Origin of the sequence: Mycoplasmopsis glycophila (assembly GCF_900660605.1) — a bacterium.
Classification (GTDB): domain Bacteria; phylum Bacillota_I; class Bacilli_A; order Mycoplasmatales; family Metamycoplasmataceae; genus Mycoplasmopsis; species Mycoplasmopsis glycophila.
The window spans coordinates 935,653-958,140 of the sequence record NZ_LR215024.1 but is presented as its reverse complement, the minus strand read 5'-3'; the positions used below and the strand labels follow the sequence as shown (position 1 = coordinate 958,140).

Sequence of the window (22,488 nt, the reverse complement as noted above, 5' to 3'; positions counted from 1 at the left end):
AACTAATGTTAAAAATTTGTTTTACTTTTTCATGATAATAAAGCGAAAAAGGAGCAGTGTTAATAGTTGCGTTTTTAGGAAAAAACTCTTCCGTAAAATCATAATAATCACACATAATTTTATTTATAGTCTCATCTTTATATTTGAGAGCATTTTCATTTTTTCTACCTTTGTGAGCAACAGTAAATGAACCACTTTCGACAAACGGTTTTATTTCTTTTTTATATCTAATTATTGTTCTGGCACTGACGCAATAAAGGTTTGCAAGTTCTTTGTTTGTCCTTTTATTTCAAAGTCTTAAAACACACGCCATTATGTGGGCTTTTCTCTCTTCGTAATCACTCATTTTTTTATGTGTTGTAATTTTAAACGCACTCATATTGACTCCTTATTAATTAAAATTTTATTTAAGATCTAGATTTCATTTTTAAAACTCTAGGGTGTGACATTTCGTTTAATATTTAATAATTTACAAAAGAGTTCTGGTATATATGTATAATAAAGTAAAGTTTACTTATAAATTTTTGAATTTGGAGATATAAATATGAGAAAAAATAAAAAATTGATTTTGCTTTTATCATCTTCATTATCTGTTTCAAGTTTAATTTTGACTCTTTCAGCAAATTATTCGAAAAAAGATGTGAATATTGCAATTAATGATGTTAATTATGTGTTTGATAAAGTTAATTCTAATATTTTAGATGATATTTGAACAGGTTATAATAATTATACTGATGGCACAGTTCATAGGTGATACAACTCTTTAGATGCAAATGGAGCAACTAATTTAAGTCAAACTGGAAATAATAAACTTAAATGAAATGCAACTGGTGATGCATGATATAGATTATTCGATGCTTCAACCCCAGGTTTACCAACAAATATTAATCAAACCAATTGAAATGGTGATGGTTTTGCTAATGAAATTGGCCATATGTATTCTTGAGAAAGAGATGGTGACTCACCATCATTACCTAATGGATCTGGTTCTTGATGAAATGGAAATGGATTTAATCCATTAACTAATAGTAAAAAAATTAAAGTTGGTATTAACCTAACTAACGCTGACACAAATAATGACTTTTTTACTGCTGGAATTTACTTTTCGGAGGATATTAGATTAGTTGGTGATATCAAAATCCACTTATTTGTTAAACAAGATAGTAGCAGTATTAATATTGATCAAACTGAAGGTAAATTAACTACATATACTATAAATATCAATGATGATCCAAAAGCTAATATTGGTACAATGGAAATAAGCCCATGAATAGGTAAAACGCAACAAGTAACTAGCACAGGGAAATCAGTTAGTACAACTATAAACGGTAAGTCAAAAATGGCTTACGTTAGTGACTACGCTTATTTACCATACTATGATCATATTCCTGATGAATACGAAAATAATATGTCAGATGTAAATAGAAATCAAAGAAACTGATGACAAAACACTAGACAACAAGGAAGTAATGAACTTTATGATGTTTTAATTAGAGGTTATACTCCACAAATGGTAAGAAATTCTAAATTTTCTTTCACAACCAGTAAATATAATCAAGTTGCTTTTGGTTTATTTCAACACTCAATAATTAGAAATGGTACTCCTGTTATTACTAAAGATAATATAACTCGAAATCAAGGGGGATTGTTTGTTTTTAGAGTTAATACAAGTACATCACATAACGAAATTGTTGCAGGAGCTGTAGTTGAATTAGAAATGAAACCATTTAATAATTCAACTGAACCTTTTAATCAATTATATGCTGGTAATACTAGTTCTACCACTGGAAGTAAAACATATTTTGGAGTTTCAGAATATAGAAATTTAAATAATAGAGATGATTATAAAGTTATTGGTGGATTTATCAAAATGGCTGATCGTAAACAGTCATATTTAAAGAAATTTAACACTGAAGAAAAAATTCAAGATAATCTTGAATTTTACAATAAAGCAACTGACGGAATCCCACAGGCTAATTTAACTATTTCTGAAATTGGAAATAGTGCTTTTACATACAATGTGGATAAAAATGGTATTTCTTATGACAATAAAAACGTAATTAGAACAAGAAATATTTATCAAGATTATAAAAGTTATAATAATTTATCTAATTTACATTTAAATGCTACTTTTGCTTCAGGTGTTGACAGAAAAAAATGAAGAATGATTGCTAGATCTACAACAGCTTCTGCTTCAACCACTTTTGGAAGAGAATATCTTGATTTTGCACCAATTGAATACACATTTACAGATTTAGAATATCTCAAAAGATATATTCAATCTAAAAAATGATTAACTAAAGGTGAAAAAGACGCTTTAACTAAGTATGTTGAAGCTGATACATCTCTTAATATAGATAATGAATATACAAATGAAACAATTAAAAATAGTTGGAAAACAAAAATAGATCAAATTGACGATTTACAAAAATCAATTGAAGAAAAATATAAAGACATTCGTGAATTCGCACTTGGTGCAGAAATTTATGATAAAAATTGAAATGCGATTGCTACAAATAAAATGATTTATGCTTTAGCTGATATTTCAGTTAAAAATAGTTTAAAAGATTTTATCAATACGAATTCTGACATTATTAAACTTAAATCTAGTGAATATAATGACGATACCAATGCCCAAGATAGAAGTACTTCAACTAAATATGACACCGCAGACTCTTTCGATTATTTAACTAGAATTCTTCAAACAATTAAAAAAGTTTTAACTGATAAATTTGATGCAATTAAAACTTCGGGTAAAAATAATTTGGATTCTATTTATGCAAAATTAGATGATTATCAAATTACTCAAGCTAATTCGCAAACTTATCCAAATAACAATTCAAAAGCAGCTAACTTACTAACTAATAATTTGATTCAAAATGTAATTAATCCTTTAACAAATTATGAACAAGTTCAGGCTTTTGATTCGGCAAATTCAGAATCTTATAAATCTAATATTAAAAATGTTCTAGATAGTATTAAAAATTTAAATGATTTGGAAGCAGAAAAAAATAATTTAAAAACCCAAATTGTTGAACAACAAAAAGCTCAAAATGATTTTAAAAATTATGCTGTTTTTACAAAATCAACCAATTCTATTAATTTAAATTCTTTTGATACTTTTGATGCTAATCTTAAGGATGCGGCCAATAAAACTATTGATAATATTTTTGATTCAACTCAAACTTTAAACACTTTTTATACTAATGGCAATAACACTTTACAACAAAATTGAATCAACAAATTAACTGGTGATGAAATTAATGGAGCCTTACAAGAATTCAAAAAAGAAATTAATAATTTTAGTTTTTTAAATGGCGATGAGACTAGTGGGGAAAAATTTAATATTATTAATAATTTAGGAGTTCAATTGGGTTGAGATGGACCTTTTACATATAACACTCAAACCAAAATTTTAGCCATTAATACAACCTATTATTCAACCATTGATCAAGCAATGCAATCAGCTTTCAGCACTGCTAAAAATAATGCTAAAACTAAAATTAACAATCTTTCATTTTTAAGTAAAGCAGAAAAAAATAATGTTAATCAATTAATTGATCAAGCACAACTATATAAAGACACTTATGTTCCAAACGAAGACTATTCAAATAAAGTATTAATAGGTTCAGATAAAAACATTAAAACCATTGTTGATAAATGAACTGATATTAATACAGAACGTGAAAAAATTAAAGACTACACCGCTACTTTTGACTATCCAGATAAAAGTATTAATCCAACCACAGCAGATCAAAATTTAATTACTACTCAAAGCGTCAGTCCAAATGACCAAGGTGTTGAAACGAAGATTATTGGCATTCAAGGTAATGATGATGCTGGTACTTTAGTAGTTACATACAAAATCCTTAAGTCTAACGATAAAGATAATATTTATACAGAAAATAAAACCTACACAATTACAGGCTTTAGTGATGAACAAACTAGAATTGCTAATTTAAGCGCAACTCCTGAATATAAGGATAAAGCTCAAAAAGCTAATATTCAAGCTTCAACAGTTGTCAAAGCAAATAATTCAAGTGTTGACATTCTATGGCAATTACCAACTAATACTAAAATTTATGCAAATAGTGTTAGATATCTTGGTTATAACGATATAACTGGCAAAATTAAAATTGCTTATAAATTACAATCAACTAAAAATACAAATGCTATTTCTGATGAAAAGACTGCAGAAATAACTGGCTTTCAAAATGAAATAACTAGATTAAATAATTTAGTAAATCAAGATTCTAATACAAATAAAATTACTAATATTACAATTGTTTCTAATCCAATTAAACGTGCTTCAGATTCAATATTAAATACTGATTATAATGTTAATTTAATTGATTCAAATTTTGCTAATACTAATCAAATTAGTTTAACAAATGTAAATCAAACTGCAACTGATGATGTTTCTGGTTCATTGACTTATACATATAAATTTAAAACTACAAGATCAGCAAGTGATCTTGTAACAATTGAAGGACAAACTGTAAATAATAACAATATTTATAGTAATGTAACTAATCCTCAAACTAGAACTGGTTTCTTAACTCAAGCTCAATATGAACAAAATCAAAGAGATGCTAAAAAAAGAGAAATTGATAATTATCAATATTTAAATGATGCACAAAAAAATGCTATTAAAGAAGCAATCCAAAATGCTCCAATTGATCAATTAGACCAAAAAGTTGCTGCTGCAAATGATTTAAATAATGCAATGAAAACTTACATTGAGGCAACTAATAACATTGATACAATTAAACAAGGAATTGATTATACTCAAGCAGATAATCAAAGTGCTTTAGATAATGCTGTAAATAAACAAAAAACTGATGTTAATAAAACCCAAGGATCTAATTTATCATTAACAGAAGTAAAACAAAGAACTAAAACAATTCAAGATGCAATTACTAATTTAAATGGTGAAGAAAGATTACAAAAAGCTAAAGATGATGCCATAGCTAAAATTAATTCAGATTATTCATCACTAACTGAAAAACAAAAGGCAAAATCAATTGAATTAATTAAGTCACAAAATACTATTGCTGGTGTTAATACTCAAGATGCTAATAATAGTGCTTTAAATGCATCAATGAAAACTTTGCGTGACTTTATAACAAATCAAAATAATATTGTTACAGGAAATAATTACCTTTATACAACAGATGCTTTAAGATCTGCTTATGACGGCAATCCTGCTAAAAATAATAACCAAAAAGGTGGGGTAATTAAGGGAGCAGAAGATTTATTAACTGCTTTAAATACTGATAACAATAATGATTTAATGAATAAAACTAATGTTGATTCATTAAATACTAAAATTCAAAATGCAATTAATAACTTAAATGGTCAACAACGTTATGATGCTGAATTAGCTAGATTAAATTCATTGCAAAGTGCTAGTGTAAAAGTCAAGGATAGTGCACAAAGTTCAAAAACTGCAAGTGAAATTGTTAAAGATGATATTGAATTTAATACCTCTACAATTCCTGCGGATGTAAAACCAGTTAATTTAGTTATTTCAAATCAAAATGAAGTAACAGGTAAATTAGATTTAAGTTATAAATATCAATCAACTAAAGAGAATCTGGAAACTCTTCAATCTAATACTACTTATACATTAAGTAGAAATAATGCTTTAAGTACTTTAACAGAAGAAGCAAGATTGAATCAATTAATAGATGATAATAATATTGCAAAAACTATTAATTTTAATGGAACTAAAAATCAAAATGCTATTGAAGACTTAACTAAAACACAATTTAATGGTACATTAGCTAATAGCGAAAACAATAAAGCTCAAATCGTAATTGATTCTGTTGCACCTGATCCAACTGATGAGCATGCTGTAATTGTAACTTACAAATTGCAATCAACTAAAGATAATTTAAATAATCAAACTATTGTTTCAAAAACTGCTCAAACTAAAATAACTGGGTTTATGAGCAATAAAGAAAAAGAACAAAATACCATTAATAGCTATAATGAAGCTAATTTTGTAGGTACACCAGATAGCACAAAATTAGCATCATCATTTGAACAGACACTACGTAATATTAATATTGCTTTTGCAACAAATGATAATGCAAATCATGCAAACGAAAGAATCGAAATTAAATCAATTAAAAATTGAAATGATGTTACTGGTTCATTAACTGCAATTTTTGTAGTTAAAAGCAATAAACATGGTGAAGTTTTAACTTCAACAGATAAAGAAATTACCATTACTGGTTATTTAACTGAAGAACAGAGATTAAATAATTTAATTGACAACAAGCAAAAAGAATTTAATTTTAGTGGGACAAAGGCTAAAAATCAAACAACCGTTAATGAAGTAGCTAAAGAAAATATTTCGGGATATTTAGCAGAACAATTAAATGGACAATTAACTAATATTAATAATCAAAACAATGTTGAATTAGTAATTGATTCTATTTCGGAAGCAAATCCAGATGGCAGCATTAAAATTACTTATCATTTAAAATCAACTAGAAGTGATATTGCTAATAACACTGTAGTTTCTAAAACTTTAAGTGCTACAATGTCTGGTTTCCAAAGTAATTTAGATCGTGAAAAAGCTGATTTAGATGCCAAAACTAATGATGATCTTAATGTAGTTATTGATAAAACTCAAATAGCTTCAAGTTTCAGTCCAGATCAAATTCAATTAAATCCTGAAGATAATACTATTAGTGTTGTTGATAAGACAATTGCAGGTTACAACGATGTAATTGGAGCAATTAAACTTACTTATAAATTAAAAAGTAATAAAAATGGTCAAGATTTTTATTCTGAACCAAAAGAAATTATTATTACTGGACTTAAAACTGAAGCGCAAAGATTAAATGAACTTTTAAATAGTTTAGTTGAAGGTGATATTACTTTTAACGGAACTAAAAATAATCAATTACCTTCAGTTAATCCAGCTAATGATAAAGCTAACTATTCATATGATGCAACTAAACAAAATGCAAATAAAGCTAGTGCATTTATTAATTCAATTACACCAGATGATTCAACTGGTCAAAATACTTTAAACTTAAAATTAGTAACAACTAAATCTCAAAATGAATTAATTTCAAATTGAAATGTAACTAATTATGAAGCACCAGAAAGTCAAAACAAAGACTTAGTAATTACTGGTTTCAGAACACAAGCTCAACAAAACAAAATTGATCAAGATGCTGAAAAAGCAAGATTAACTAGTTTAGTAACTAATGCACAAATTACTTATCCAAATAGTGATCAAATTTTAGCTTCAAGTTCACAAATTTCAGGAATTAATGCTGTTATCAATTCAACAGATAATAATGCTGAAATAATTATTCAAAATATTACTGATAAAAATGATTTAAATGGTTCAATTACAGTAGCTTATGTAATTCATAGTACTAAAGGTGGTATTTACAAAAATGTAAATACCGATGTACAAACTGTTGTTTTAAACAACTTTAAAACTGAGCAAAAAAGACTTAATGAATTATTTAAAAATAAAGTTGCAACAGCTTCATTAACTGGTATTGATAGTGCTGATTATGCTCAATATTTACCACAGGAAGCATTAGATCATTTAACTTTAACTTTAAATAATTTAGAAAATGCTAGGGTAGAAATTGTTTCAAAAACACCAAATAATCAAACTAATAGCATTGACTATACATATCGTTTAGTTTCAACTAGAGGAATGGTAAGTGGCCATGATCTAAATACTATTAAATCAGCAGAAACTAAATCAGGATCACTAACAGGTTTCAAAACTTTAGCACAAGCTGAAAAAGAAAGATTAGATAATATCAATCCTGATGATAAAAAAGATGGTTATACTCATACAATTGATTATTCAAATAGAGATCAAATTTTAGCTTCAAAAGTTAAAATTAATGATTCTAATTGAACTTGAGAAATTTCTCCGGCTAGCGATCATATTTTTAGTGACCAAGAAATCATTGCTTATGATGATATTACTGGTAAATTAAGAATTAAATACAAATTACAATCAACTAAAGAAGGTTTAACTGATGTTAAATCTGATTACAAATATGTAACTTTAACAGGTTTTAAAACTGAATTAGATAGATTAAATGATTTAGTAACTCAACAAAATCAACCTGTTTCAATTACTGCTAAAGAAGATAGAAAAAATGAGGAAGCTAATGAGAAAAAGGCTTCACAATTAACTGCAGATGACTTTAATGTTGAATTAACTCAATATGGTCAAGGACAAAATGTACAAATAGAAACTATTTTAGATACTCAAAATGCTAATGATGAGACAGGAACAATTGAATTAGGATATAAATTAATTTCAACTCGTCCATTAGAAGGTCAAGATAGTTTAATTGATGGTGATTGAACAGATGCACCATCTAAAGCACCTGTGATTAAATCTAACACTTCAAACCCATTATTAAGTTTTACAGGCTATGTAACCAATGAGGAGGAAGAAGAAAATAGAATTGAAAGATTAATTCCAAACTTGGTAATTGATTATCCAAATAAAGAAAATTATTTACCGGATTTTAATATAAGCGATGTTGTAGCAAACAATGTTCAAGTCAAATTAAGCGAGAATCGTGAATTAAATGAAGCACAAATAGCACTTAAATCTGGTTCAATGCAGATTATTAGTCGCGATGATAGAAAAGGTGAAATCACTGTTAGCTATACTTTAGTATCTCAATCAAGAAATAATGTTGAAATTGCAATTAATCAAACAAGAAGTAAGAATGCTAATACTATTACTGACTTCAAAACTGAGTTACAAAGATTACAAAATTTAAATTATGATTGAGCAAATACAATTGCAAATAAAACTAATATTAGTCCATCTGATGTGATTTTAAATAACATCACACCTTATGCTACTGATAATGATCAAGCAAAAGATATAACAATTATTGGTTCTGATGATAGAAATGGTACATTGAATATTCAATATAATATTTATTCAAAACGTACTAATTTAACTGATATTCATGTAGTTAATAAAACTGCACAAATTACTGGTTTACAAACCGAATTACAAAGATTAAATGCTTTAGTTGATAATAATCAAGTAACTAAAACAATTAATTATGTGCCAAATGACAAAGCACAAATCAAAGCAAGTTCATTAGTTAATCAAAAAGCTGAAGTACTTGCAAATAATGAAAATTCATACTTTACAACTCTAATTCAAAATCCAGCTACTTCAAAAGCTAAAATTATTATTAAGGATATTACTGCTAATGATGAAACTGGTGACTTAAACATTAAATACGTATTGCAGTCAACAAAAGATGGTTTAAATAATATTGATTCAACTACTGAAGGAACAGTTACAATTTCTGGCTTCTTAACTAATTTACAAGAATCTAAAAATAATTTAAAAACTAAAATTGATGAATTAGTTAAAGCAAATAAATTAACTGATGAACAAGCAAATGAATTAAAAAACAAAATTGATAACCCTGACACTAATTCAATTGAAAAAGTAAAAGAAATTGAATTAGAAACAAATAAACAAGTTTTAGTTAATGAAGCAGAAAAAGAATTTACTCATTTAAACAAAGCACAATTAGATGATGTAATTAATAAAATTAAAACTGCTGAAAACTTAGATAAAGCAAATGAAGCTAAAAACAATGGCCAAACCTTAGATAATAAAATGGCTAAATTAGATGAAATAGTTAAAAACTACGAAGCTAAAAAACCATTAGACAAATATACCTATGCTTCTGAAACTCCTAAAAATGCTTTTGATAAAGTAATTGAAGATGCTAAAAAATTATTAGAGAAAACAAATGCTACTGATTTAGGTACAGATAATTTAGATAATTGAATTGGCAACGAAGAAACTAATACTAAAGGTGAAATTCAAACTAAATATGAAGCCTTAGATGGTGATATTCAAAAAGCTATTCAAGAAGTAACTAATAATGAATACTTATCTCCAAAACAAAAAGAAGATTTAATTAATAAACTAAATTCATTAGATCCTAATACTTTAGAAAAAGCTAATGATGATGGTACAAAATTAACTTTAAATGATATTAAAGGTGAAATTGCTCAAATTGAAGCTCTTAAAAAAGCTGCAATTAATCGAATTAAAGCATATGAAAACTTGAATCAACAACAAAAAGATGCATATATTAATCAGATTAAATCAAGCGATAACGATCAATTAGAAACAATTGAAAATAATGCAGCTGCTTTAGATAACAAAATGCTTGAGTTAAAACAAACAATTAAAAATGTTAAAGATGTACCTAATTCAAGTGCATATCAAAACGCAGATCAAAATAATAAAGAAGCTTTTGATAATGCATTAAATGTGGCTAATAAAATTAAAAATGGTAAAGAAAATACTGATCCAAATGATGCATTTAATTACAATGCAAATTTAGATGAAGTACAAAAAGCAATTGATGATCTAAAATTAGCTAATACCAATATTAATCGTGATGAAGCTCTTAAATATGTTGATAATGCACCATATTTAAGTGCAGATGAAAAAGCAAAATTTAAAGAACAACTTAATCAAAATCCAATTACAGATGAAACAATTGCGAAATTAAAAGAGCAAGCACAAATTATTAATGATGCCAAAAAAGTTTATGTAGATCAAATTAAAGCAATTGATAATAATGATTTAGATCAAAATAACAAAAATGAATATATTAAACAAATCATTGATAAACCAATGACATTAGATGAAAATAATGTAATTACTAATCCAGAAGACTTTAGCAAAATTGTTTTTGATGCTCAAAAAGAAGCTTTAATTAATAAATTAGAAAATAATGTAAATCAACCTGATTTACCAAATATTCTTAATCCAAAACAATTAACTGAAGCTAAAGAAGCAATTAATAATGCAACTGATTTAGCAGAAGCACAAAAAGCTTATGAAGATGCAATTAATTTAAGTAAAAAAATGGCAGCTTTAGACAAATTAGTCAAAAACTATGAAAAATCAATCGCTGATCCAAATAACACAAAATACAATAAAGCTGATAATAAAGAACAATTTGATAATAAATTAGCTGAAGCTAAAAAAATATTAACATCAGATTTAGATAATGGTGTTGATAATAAATTATTGGAAGATTTATTATCAAACAATGATAAATCATTACAGCACTCATATGAAGAGTTAAATGGTTTAGAAAATGATTTAATTGAACAAATTAATAATTCAGAAGTTTTATCGCCAAATGAAAAAGCTAATTTAATAGCACAAGTAAATAACATTGATAAACATAATGATGAAGCAGGCCAAGTAGCTACATTGCAAGATAAACTTAATAAATTAATTGCTGATAAAAACAATAATATTAAAGCTATTCAAAACCTTGAAAATCTTAATCAAAGTCAAAAAGATGATTTAATTAACAAAATTAAGAATAATGACTTGGTTGATAACCCAGCAATTTTAGATGAAGCTCAAAATCTTGATAATAAGATGAAAGAGTTAAAAGATGAAATTGCAAAAGAAAACGAAATTAAAGGTTCAAGCTACTATAATAAAGCATCTGAAGAAAAACGTAATAACTACGAAAATGCTTTAAATGATGCTAAAAAATTAGTTAATAATGAAAATCCTGAAACTTATGACACCGCAAATCTTAATTTTGATGAAACTAATGATGTGTACTTAAAACTTAAAAAAGCTTTTGAAGCACTGGAATTAGAAAAATTAGTCAATGAAGGAAGTGAGTTTGTCCAAAAAGCTCCTTACACTACTTCGACTCCAGAAAAACAAAATGCTTATGATGCTGCAATTGAAGATGGTAAAAAAGTTCTTGAAAACCTTGAAAATGTAACAGTTGAAGAAATTCAAGAAGCAATTGATAAAATCAAAGATGCAATCAAGAAAATTTATGACAATAAAGATGACTTGAAAAACATTGTTGATGAATTACCAAATCTTTCTGCGCAAGAAAAAGAACATTTTAAAGATCTAATTCAAAATGAAGAAGATCCAGTTAAACGTGATGAAATTCTCCGTGAAGCTCAAAAAATTAACGATCAAAAACAAGAGTTAATTAATTTAATTAATGAACAGCCCAATTTATCTAACACAGATAAAGAACAATTAAGAGATAAAGTTATAAATGCTGACTCAAGTCAAGAAAACTGATATGACAAACTTAAAGATGACATTACTAAAGCTAACGAATTAATTAAGAAATTAGTTGATGAAATTAGCAACCATACTTTAAATAATGACGAGTTAGATGAATTAATCAAAGATCTTGCTGATGCTGGTGTAACAAATCCAGATTATGACAAGATTGTTGATGGATTGAAAAAATACAATGACTTAACAAATGCATTAACTAGCTACCGTAATTCACATGTTCTTGATGAAAATTATCAAGATCTAAAAGACGCTTTAGTTGCTGCAATTAACGACACAGTCGATTTTGCAGTTACACACGAAGAATTAAGGAATTTAAAAGATCAATTAGTTTCTCAAAAAGAACAATTGAATCAAGTTGCTAACGGTGAAATGAACTTAGTTGATTCATTAATTAATAAAGATCAAAGTAAGTTTGATGAAGCGTTAAATTCAATTAATCAAATTATTTCAGACAAATATAGTCAATTTAACAAAGAATTAAGTGATAAAAACTACTTTGAAATTACCAATAAACCTAATTCGCAAATTAGTGAAAATGATATTAATTTAATTAATAGCATTGAACAAAAAGATGCCTCCGAAGTAATCTACAGTGCAATACAAGAAGCATTAAAAACAAAATCAAAAGCAGAGAATTTAAGTATTTTATGATGAATTTTACTTGGATTATTTACCGCAGGAATTGGTCTTAGCATCTACTTTCTTGCTAAAAAGTCGAAAAAAGACGAAGAATAAAAACTAATTTCCAAAACAAAAAGTTGAATAGCAATATTCAACTTTTTTTGTTCACCTAAGTTTGACAACTTTTCCCGTATTTCCAACTTGCGGGATTTTTACTGCGTTTCCAAGTTGTAATCAAGAAAAAACGAACACATCTACAAATAAGTCGTATTCGTTTTTTGCACTTTTAAATCCTGAGTTTCCAAGTTAGACCTCATTTTTTGAGGTCTAACTTGGAAACTCAGGATTGTAACTTGGAAACAAAGCAATAAAAAATGCCTATAAATAGGCATTTTTTTAGTTCTGAATATCTTTATATGAAATAAATGTTAAAACTAATGGTTTGTTTTCTTTGTTTACAATTTTAAGAGTATGTGAATCATTTCAATTTATATTTGTATCAGTAATTTTGGTTAAAAATAATAGCTCATTAAATAATAATGTGTTGTTTGATTGGTTAGAAGCGCTAATGTCTTTACCTACTAATTCATCATCAAAATAAACATCAAAAGTGGACATATCTTGGCCTTTTTGTCCCATAATTACCATTTCTGGTGAATTAATTGGAATTTTAATATAGTCATTAGCAGTTACGGATTTAGCTACAAAACCATTAATTGGACTTTCTACATCACCTCTTTCATTGCTTATTATTTCTCAATGTCCATAAAATCTATTATTTTCGCTGTTAATTGGAATGATGCTATCAGTATTTAAATTAATTCCGAATTTAATTTCAGCTAAAGTAATTCCATATCTATCTGTATTAAGAGTGTTTCTAGCTAAAATAGTAATTTCTTCTATATCATAAACACGATCGAAGAAAACTCTTTGGTAAGAAGAATTGCTTCATCTTGAACTAAAATCATAATATAAATTGAATTCATGACGTTCTTCAGAATTTTTTTCTTTAATTAATACTGTCAATTCATTCGGTACATATCAACGTCAATAGTCTTGTCTTGGATATATGTCAATAAAGTTAGCTTTAAAACTTTCACTAGCTTGATATATTAATCTTACCGGTCTATTTTGAGTAGCATTGCCATAGAATTTTTCGAAATATGTATTAATATCATTATCAAATACTTTATCAGATTCTGGAAATTTTGGTGCCATTCTGGCGTTACTAAATTGCGGTTCCACCATTCCTAGATTTTTAATATATCTTGAAATTTGAGTTTTGTTTTTACTTTCATTAGTTCTGTATCTGCGTTGATATTGATAAGCTGGATTTTCAATTAAATTGCGAAGTTGATCTGCATTTAAATTATTAGTTTCTAAAGTAGGGGTTATAGAATTTGTAACTAAATTAATTTTTTCTGTGTCATTAGCCAATCAGAAATTCATATTACCAGCACCTGCTTTGTTATAAACTGCTAATTTAATTTCGTAAACTTGACCTTTAACAAATTCAAATGAACCTAAACTTTGTTCACTATTAGAAGCATTTAAACTGCTTCCGATTAATTGATTATTAACTCAAACACCAGATCAATCATCAGCTAATGCTTTAAATTCAAAGGTTCCTGTTTTAGGAGCAACGAATTTCATTGTTGATTCTAAAAGAGTATTTGCCCTATTCTTGGTTAAATAATTAAGTTCATCAAAATTAAAATCTTGCACAAACGAAATAATATCATTTTGATCTATTTGAGTGTAAGCAGCATAAAGCTCTTCAAAAGAATTTGCATTAGAATTTAAACTTGGATATAGTTTCATCACCGGACGATTAACTACATTTCTAATTTTAATTTTCATTTTGTACATTGGTACATAATTACTTGGTTTAGTATCAAATTCATCTGGAATAATATCTAAATCAAATTCATCAATTTCGGCAAAAGTATTTGCATTAGCATGGTAAGTAACTTTAAATTTATTATTTGAATCTATAGTTAAAGAATTACCCAATTTAGTTTGAGTTGGAACTTGAATGTTTTTAATTCTAAAATTAGGATTAAATGAAGCAATACCTTTTTCAAAATCAAAAACATAATCTTGACCAGCTGGAATTTGGAAAGCAGGCATTGTATCAGAAGTATATTCGAAATTATTTGTTTCACTGTTATATAAATAGTTTCCAACAGCATAAATAGATGAAACAAAATCAAAAGCAGGATATTTATTTAATTTGTTTTCTTCTTCTGGAGTAACCGATCTTTCTTGAGAACTATCACCATTAATTTCTTTAATTACTGTGAAATTCTTTTGTAATGTTTCCCCTGTAGTCACAGATGAAGCATATTGTTTAAGTGCATATAAAGGATTTAATTTAAAGTAATCTGCTAAATAAATTATAGTAGTGAAAAATTTTTCTGAATTTTTACTTTTTCCAGAAGCTTTAATTCAATTGGCAAAATTCATTGGTCCATATTGATAAACCATATTTGCATATAATGAATATCAATCATTATTATTGGCTTTTTTAGCATTTAAAATGTATCCATTAGCCAATCTCGCTCAACCTTCATCTAAATCACCTGTAAAATTAGCAAAATTACGTAATCTTGTTCTGTCATTTATAAATGCTAAATCAACTGTTGAAGGAATATTTGTTCATCCATGATTCTTAATATTGAATGGATCTTGATGTTGTTCAAAGTTATGATTAATTTCATGGTAATTACCTCAATTAGCAAAACCAAAATCTAAACTTTTACCATCATAATATCCTTTAGCTCAACTAATAGCAGCTCAAAGATTATTTGTACCTCCTCAAGCTCCAGCTCCGTCTCAAATATCATCACAATAATTTAAAGCTATTTTAGGATTTCAGTAATCTCCTCAATAATATGACATTTCATAAAAACTATTTCATTTCTTAAAGACTTCTTCTGGGAAAACCATATTATCTAATTCCACTCCAGCAACAGATGTAGGAGTGGTGAAAGGAACTAAAATTGAAGAATAATTAGTTTGGATCGAAGCAACAGGAGCGGTAATTTCGCCATTTTTAATTTTCGTAATTTGTGCATTTCATTGTTCTTCAGTGGTTTGATCATAAACATAATGGAATTGTTCTACCGCACCATAAACTTTGAATTTTAAAGAAGCAAAATTTCCATTATATTTGAAGTTTTGTTTTAATTCAAATGATAAAGAACCTCCAAAAGGTGAAGCTACTTTAATTTTTCTAGTTTCTGGATCTATCTCACTAAATTGGAATGTAAAGGAACTTTGTACAAAAGGATAACGGTTAGAAATTCTAGCTGTATTGTTAAAATCTCTGTTGTTTCAATAGTTTTGATTTATATGAATTTTGATTGGTAAATCTTTATTTCATGCGTTTTTAAAAACATTATATGTCTCAGCATCAAATTCAATTTCTGCAATTTCACCTGCTGGAATATATAAACCTAAAGCATTACTTCCTGAAAAACTCCCATCAATTTTAAATTCCTTAGTAAGTGATTTAGTTTCATTAGTTACATTCTTTTGATATCATAAAGCCGCTGCTGGGTGTTTTTTCAATTGACCACTTGCGATTTGAGATTTAATTCATTGAGGGTCTGAATATTTAACATCTGTTTCTCCTGGCACTCTTTCAGCAAAAACTAAGTTTGAAATATTAACTCTTTCACCATCCAAAGTCATAAATGAATTTTCTCTATTATTAGCTTCATAATTATAATCTCAACCTGGATATCTAAAACCTTGTGAAGAATAACGATTTAATAATTCTGTTTCATAGAACTGGTTATTTATTTTATTTTCACGTGATTCATAACCTAAAAATTTTTGTTGATAAGTCACAATATCAAAAGCTTCACTTAAATTAGCTGCAAAACTTGGATCTGTGTTTTGGAAATTGTCAGATTCAATTTCTAATTCGTTAGTTTTTCAACTTAAACCTTCATTATCAAATACAATAGCATAGTATGTACCAGGTCTGTTTGTTTCATATGATGACGAACCTATTTGATCTAATTTTTTATTAAAATAAAATCACTGAGTTCTAGAAAGATCCAAATTGGTTGTTTTATTTAAAGTTAAAGTTATTGGATTTCCATTGGTTATGATTACATTATCACGATTTTGCAAAATAACTTCACTAAGTGGATTAACTTTATGAACTATTAAGTTATTAAAAGTTTTAACAAATGTTTTATTATTGTAAGTTCCTTTAATTACAACTGAATAAGTTGTATCTGTTTCGATATCACTATATTGGATTTGCAATTGTGGAATTGTAGTATTTTTCAAAAATTCATTATTAGAACTTCAACTATATTGATTAATTACTAAGTTGTTCTGAGAATTATCAAACCCTTCAATATTGATATTTAAAACACCAGTTGTTGAAGTAAAATATCCATTATTTTCAACTATAACAGATGCATTTTGAAATAATAAATTAGTTTCTTCAGCGGTCAATTCTTTTGATTCTTCTGGTGCAGGATTAGCAGGATCAGTAGGCTGAGTAGTTTCAGCAGGATTAGGATTAGTTGGCTCTGTAGGCTCCTCCGAATCAGTAGGTTGTGCAGGTTCTACTGGATTTGGATTCACAGGATCAGTAGGACGAGTAGGTTCAGCAGGATTTGGATTAACAGGATCAGTAGGTTGTGTAGGTTCTACTGGATTTGGATTAATAGGATCAGTAGGCTGAGCAGGTTCAGCAGGATTAGGATTAGTTGCTTCTGTAGGCTCCTCTGAATCAGTAGGTTCTGTAGGTTCTACTGGATTTGGATTAACAGGATCAGTAGGCTGAGTAGGATTAACAGGATTAGGATTAGTTGGTTCTGTGGGCTCCTCTGAATCAGTAGGTTGTGTAGGTTCTACTGGATTTGGATTCACAGGTTGAATAAGATTTTTTTTATTTCTGTTATTCAAAATTAAAGTTGTAGTTACAACGCTTGCAATTGTAAGCGGAGTTAAAAGAGCAAGTGCACCTATTAGTACTTTCTTTTTATTTTTTTTCATACACACTCCTTATTTAATGTATTTTTATATTTTAACAAAAACACTCTAAATAAATAATATTTAATATTTATTAAATAGCAAATAAAATGTTAGGTTAAACTGGATACAAAAAAATCACGTATTTGAAATTTGCGTGTGATTTTTCTAATTTATAATATTTTGGTCTTGAAGAATAACCTATGTTTTCCTGCATTTCCAAGTTGTAATGAAGACAAAAACGAATACACATACAAATAATGCGTATTCATTTTTTGCACTTTTAAATTACAATGATGGACCATCAATCGCATATTGAAAATCACTATATATTTTGTTTAATTCCTTATGTTCTGGATCTAAATTATTGTTGATTTCACTTACAACTTTACCATTCACAGTCTTTGTTGTGATTGTTATAAGCTTCAATGCATCTATAAACAGATTCATTGTGATTTTTTTGGATCTCTCCATTATCTTTATAAAATTTCTTTAATTTATAAATGCAATATTTCAAAACAATTAGAGACAAAAAGCATAAAAATACATGAGATTGAATATGCTCGTCTTTATAAACGTACATCGGTCTAACTTTGATTGCTGATTTTAAGGTTCTGAAACCTTCTTCCACTTTTCATTGTCCCTTATATATTTCATTCGCTTCTTTTGAATCTATATTTGTTATGTTGGTTTCAATCATATAAAAGGCATCTTCATTAGCGACTTTTTTAATTTTTTCGATATTTAATCTTCCAACTGTTTTACCATCTACTTCCATATAATTTTTCTTGCATTCAGGAACCAAAGCACTTAATGGGAATTCACCATTAATAGACTTTTTATCTAATTTATTAATAAGATTTTGTCTTTTTATTTTGTCTAAAGTTTGTTTCGAAGGGCTAAAATAGACAAATTGTTTTCTAAAGGTATCGTTATATCTTTTTTTATTTTTGTTTTTAGTTCAAACAGATTGGACCAATCTAGATTTAGTAAAATAATCATTTTCTTGAACAAACCCTTGATCATTTACTATAAATTCTTTATCTTCTTTTCCGAGAATATCAATACGTTTCTAGACTATATATTTATATCCTTTTTGTTCTAAATATCTTAAATTTGCATTTTGACTAATACCTTTATCAGCAACAATTATTGTGTCTTTTATTTTGTAAATTCTTTGCATTTAGACTAAAAATTTCACAAGAGTTTTAGAATATGCAGTATTTCCTTGGAAAACTTTATAGTGAAAAGGAATGCCATTATTATCAACTACCATAGCCACAACAATTTGATCTTCATCATGCTTTCCGTCTTTAGAAAAACCTCTTTGTCTCAAACCATCTCTTGAAAAACTTTGAAAATAAACAGTTGTATTAGCAAAATGCATTAATTTTGTGTTTCTAGTTGTCAATTCTTGCATTTTGTTATAAATATTGACTAAAATTGCATTTTTATATTCTAAAAAAGTATCAAAATAGTTATAAATTGAAGATTTTTTTACATCTATCTCATGTAAAAAATCATTTTTGTTTTTGTATTGACAAATATAACTTCTTGGTTGAATTATGCTTGTTGCAACAATAAATTCCAATACTTCTTCTAAAGATTTGTGTTTAGTTTTAGGTAACGCTTTAAATAAATCTAGTTCTTTAATTACTTTATAAATAAGTTCAATACCAACGTTTTTTACATTTGTTTCGACAGATGTTGGGTTAAGCAATTGGAAAAATTTGGTTTTAACTTCAATTTTATCTTCTCCAACAGGAACCAATCTAGCAATTGGCTTTAAATCATTAATGTTTTGTAGAGAATATTTTTCTTTAATTTCTTCTCAATAACCTAATCCAACTAAATTCCCAATCCCTTTACCGTATTCTTTTGATATTCCTAATGCAATATAAATCACTTTTGGATTTTTTCTTTTATATAGAATGTAGTTACTCATATCTATGAGATATATTATTATCATTGTAAAAAGTGAAAATAATTAAAAATTGTACTTATATACTATGTATATAAGTAATAGGTTAAAAGGTATAAAAAAGAGCTTCCAATTTGGAAACTCAGGAAACTCAACACTTTTGCGTTAAACGCAAATAAGTATTGAGTTTTTTTATTTATTATTAAACAAGCAATTTAAAGTTTCTTATTTCTATATTCGGCTAGCTTTTTGTCAATTTCATCAAAATCAATTTCTTCGATTTTTTTAGCTGAATTATTGATTGTTTCTGTCTCTTCTTCAATTTTTTCTTTAGTGAATAAGTTTTTATTGGTTATGTATTTTCATTCTTGATAATGTTTCTTAATTCTTACTTTGTATAAGTTATCTACTTCGATTTCAATTAAAGTAGGATTTGCTTTTGAGAATGAATATTTTTTAATTGGTTCTAAAAATGTTTCACCTAAAGTATTTTTGATAAGAAGTTGATCATCTTCTCTTGTAGGATACATATCAGAAACAAGGAAATCAGTAGTTTGGGTTTCTTCTTTGAAAATTGGTTTTCCTTTAATGTTTTTAGGGATGTTTGGAATCTTTTTACATCTAATTTTCTTAAGTAGTCCATCGTCTGTTAAGAAAGTAATAACATCATCATTTGAAGCTAGAGTAAAGTTTGAAACTTGATCTTTTACAGAAAGATAAATTGATTTATTTCCTTTTGCTTTAGTTCCATATAAACCTAAATTATTTTCTGAATATTTGCTTGATAAACCATTTTTAGTAATTATGATAATATCTTTAGTTCCATCGCTTGGACAAGCATTTACAACAATATCATTTTCATCTAATTTAATTGCTGTGTAACTCTTATTGATTCTTGAAACTTTAAAATCTTTTAAAAGTACTTTCTTGAACATTCCATTTTGCGTTCCGAGTGTAATATACATTAATGTATCTCAATTATTAACTTCAATAATCGAGACAATTTCTTCATTTGGATGTAAGTCAACAAAATCAGTTAAGTGCATTCCAAGTTCTTTTCATTTTACTTCAGCTATTTTGTAGATAGGTAGAATTACATAATTTCCAAAGCTAGTGAAGATTAAAAAGTTATTAAGTGTGCTTGATTTTTCATAGTGAATTAAATAGTCATTTTCTTTGAGTACATAATTTTTAAAATCATTGCTATCCATAACTTTTTGTGAAATTCTTTTAATATATCCAGCTCTGGAAATACCAATATTGACAATTTCATCTTTAACTAAATCAGTTTCTGAATAACTGAAATTGTATTCTTCATTTATAATTTCTGTTTTTCTAGTTGTAGCTAGAAGTTTTTTCATATCTTCGAGCATGCCGATAATATATTTATTAAACTCTTTCTCGTTTGATAAAAGAAGCTTAATTCTAGCAATTTCTTTTTCAATTTCAGCTTTTTCAAGTAAGTAAGCTTCTTTGTCAGTTTTACTAAGACGGTAAAGTCTAAGTTCCGCAATTGCACGTGCTTGCACTTCTGTAAATCCAAAATGAGCAATAAGGTCTTTAATAACTCCAGCTTTTGAGCCCTCTGATTTACGAATTACACGAATAACTTGATCTGTAATTTCGCTAACTTTAATAAAACCTTCAACTATTTCAAGCCTTAATTTATATTTTTCAAGGTCGTATTCGAGAGTTTTGGTTTTAATTTCTTTAATATGTTTAATGTAACTTGAAAGAAGTTTGGATAAATTTAAAATTTTCGGAGCACCTTCATCAATTACAACATTATTGTAAGAATAAGTGACTTGCATTTGGGTTTTTTGGAATAAATAACCTAAAATACTTTCAACATTAGCATCTTCTTCTAGTGTGATTAAAATATTAATTCCATCACGATCTGATTGATCACGAACTTCAATAATTCCTGCAATATCACTATTGTTGATGATTAAATCAATTTCATAAACAAGTTTAGATTTAATCACTCCATAAGGTATTTCTGTAATTTCGATAAACTGATTTTTACCTTTTGTGTAAACTTGATATTTTGAAAATAGTTTGATTCTATGTTTATCATTTTTTCCAGTTTCGAAAGCTTCATAAATACCATTTGTTCCATAGATTTTCCCACCTGTTGGAAAATCAGGGCCTTTGACAAACTGCATTAAATCACTTAAAGAAGCATTAGGATGCTTAATTTTATATTTTGTGGCATCAATTATTTCACCTAAATTATGTGGTGGAAGGTCAGTTGCCATCCCGATTGCAATTCCTTGAGTTCCATTAACAAGCACGGTAGGAAAAATTGATGGTAAAACAACTGGTTCAATTTCTGAATCATCATAGTTAGGAACAAATTGAACAATATTCTTTTTGATATCACTTAAAATAAATTCACAAACACGACTCATTTTAGCTTCTGTATAACGCATCGCAGCAGCAGGGTCATCATCAAGCGAACCAATATTTCCGTGCATATTTAAAAGCGGAATATTATTTTTTCATCATTGACTCATGTTGACCATTGCATCATAAACAGATTTATCACCATGTGGGTGATACTTACCAATAACATCACCAACAATTCTTGCTGATTTTTTATATTGTTTATCATGCTCAAGACCAAGGCCAAACATTGAATAAAGAATTCTTCTTTGCACCGGTTTTAGACCATCTCTAACATCAGGTAGTGCTCTTTGTTGGATAATGTATTTTGAATACTTACCAAATCGATCAGACATAATTTTATCTAATGATTCTTGAATGATTTTTGATAGAATATTTTCTTTCATAACTTTTCCTTTGTGCTCTGTAA

The 22,488-nt window shown here is 27.4% G+C and carries 3 protein-coding genes and 1 pseudogene; 1 reads left to right on the top strand and 3 read right to left on the bottom strand.

Translation table 4 applies throughout. From position 1 onward, the window contains the following. Nucleotides 1-544 precede the first annotated feature (544 nt). A complete protein-coding gene (locus tag EXC46_RS03675) occupies nucleotides 545-12,868 on the top strand; it encodes a lipoprotein 17-related variable surface protein (protein ID WP_129622193.1) in 12,324 nt (4,107 codons plus the stop codon). Between the two features lie 282 nt (nucleotides 12,869-13,150). Here EXC46_RS03675 and EXC46_RS03670 read toward each other — a convergent pair whose 3' ends face one another. From EXC46_RS03670 to EXC46_RS03660, 3 genes and pseudogenes are all read right to left on the bottom strand, one after another. Further along, entirely contained in the window at nucleotides 13,151-17,776 is a 4,626-nt protein-coding gene (locus tag EXC46_RS03670) for a PA14 domain-containing protein (protein ID WP_052353030.1), read from the bottom strand. A 264-nt stretch (nucleotides 17,777-18,040) separates the two neighbouring features. Beyond that, a pseudogene (locus EXC46_RS03665) lies at nucleotides 18,041-19,721 on the bottom strand (IS1634 family transposase). 167 nt (nucleotides 19,722-19,888) lie between these two features. Continuing rightward, nucleotides 19,889-22,465, bottom strand: a complete 2,577-nt coding sequence (locus EXC46_RS03660; protein ID WP_027333890.1) for a DNA topoisomerase IV subunit A — start codon at nucleotides 22,463-22,465, stop codon at nucleotides 19,889-19,891. Nucleotides 22,466-22,488 lie beyond the last annotated feature (23 nt).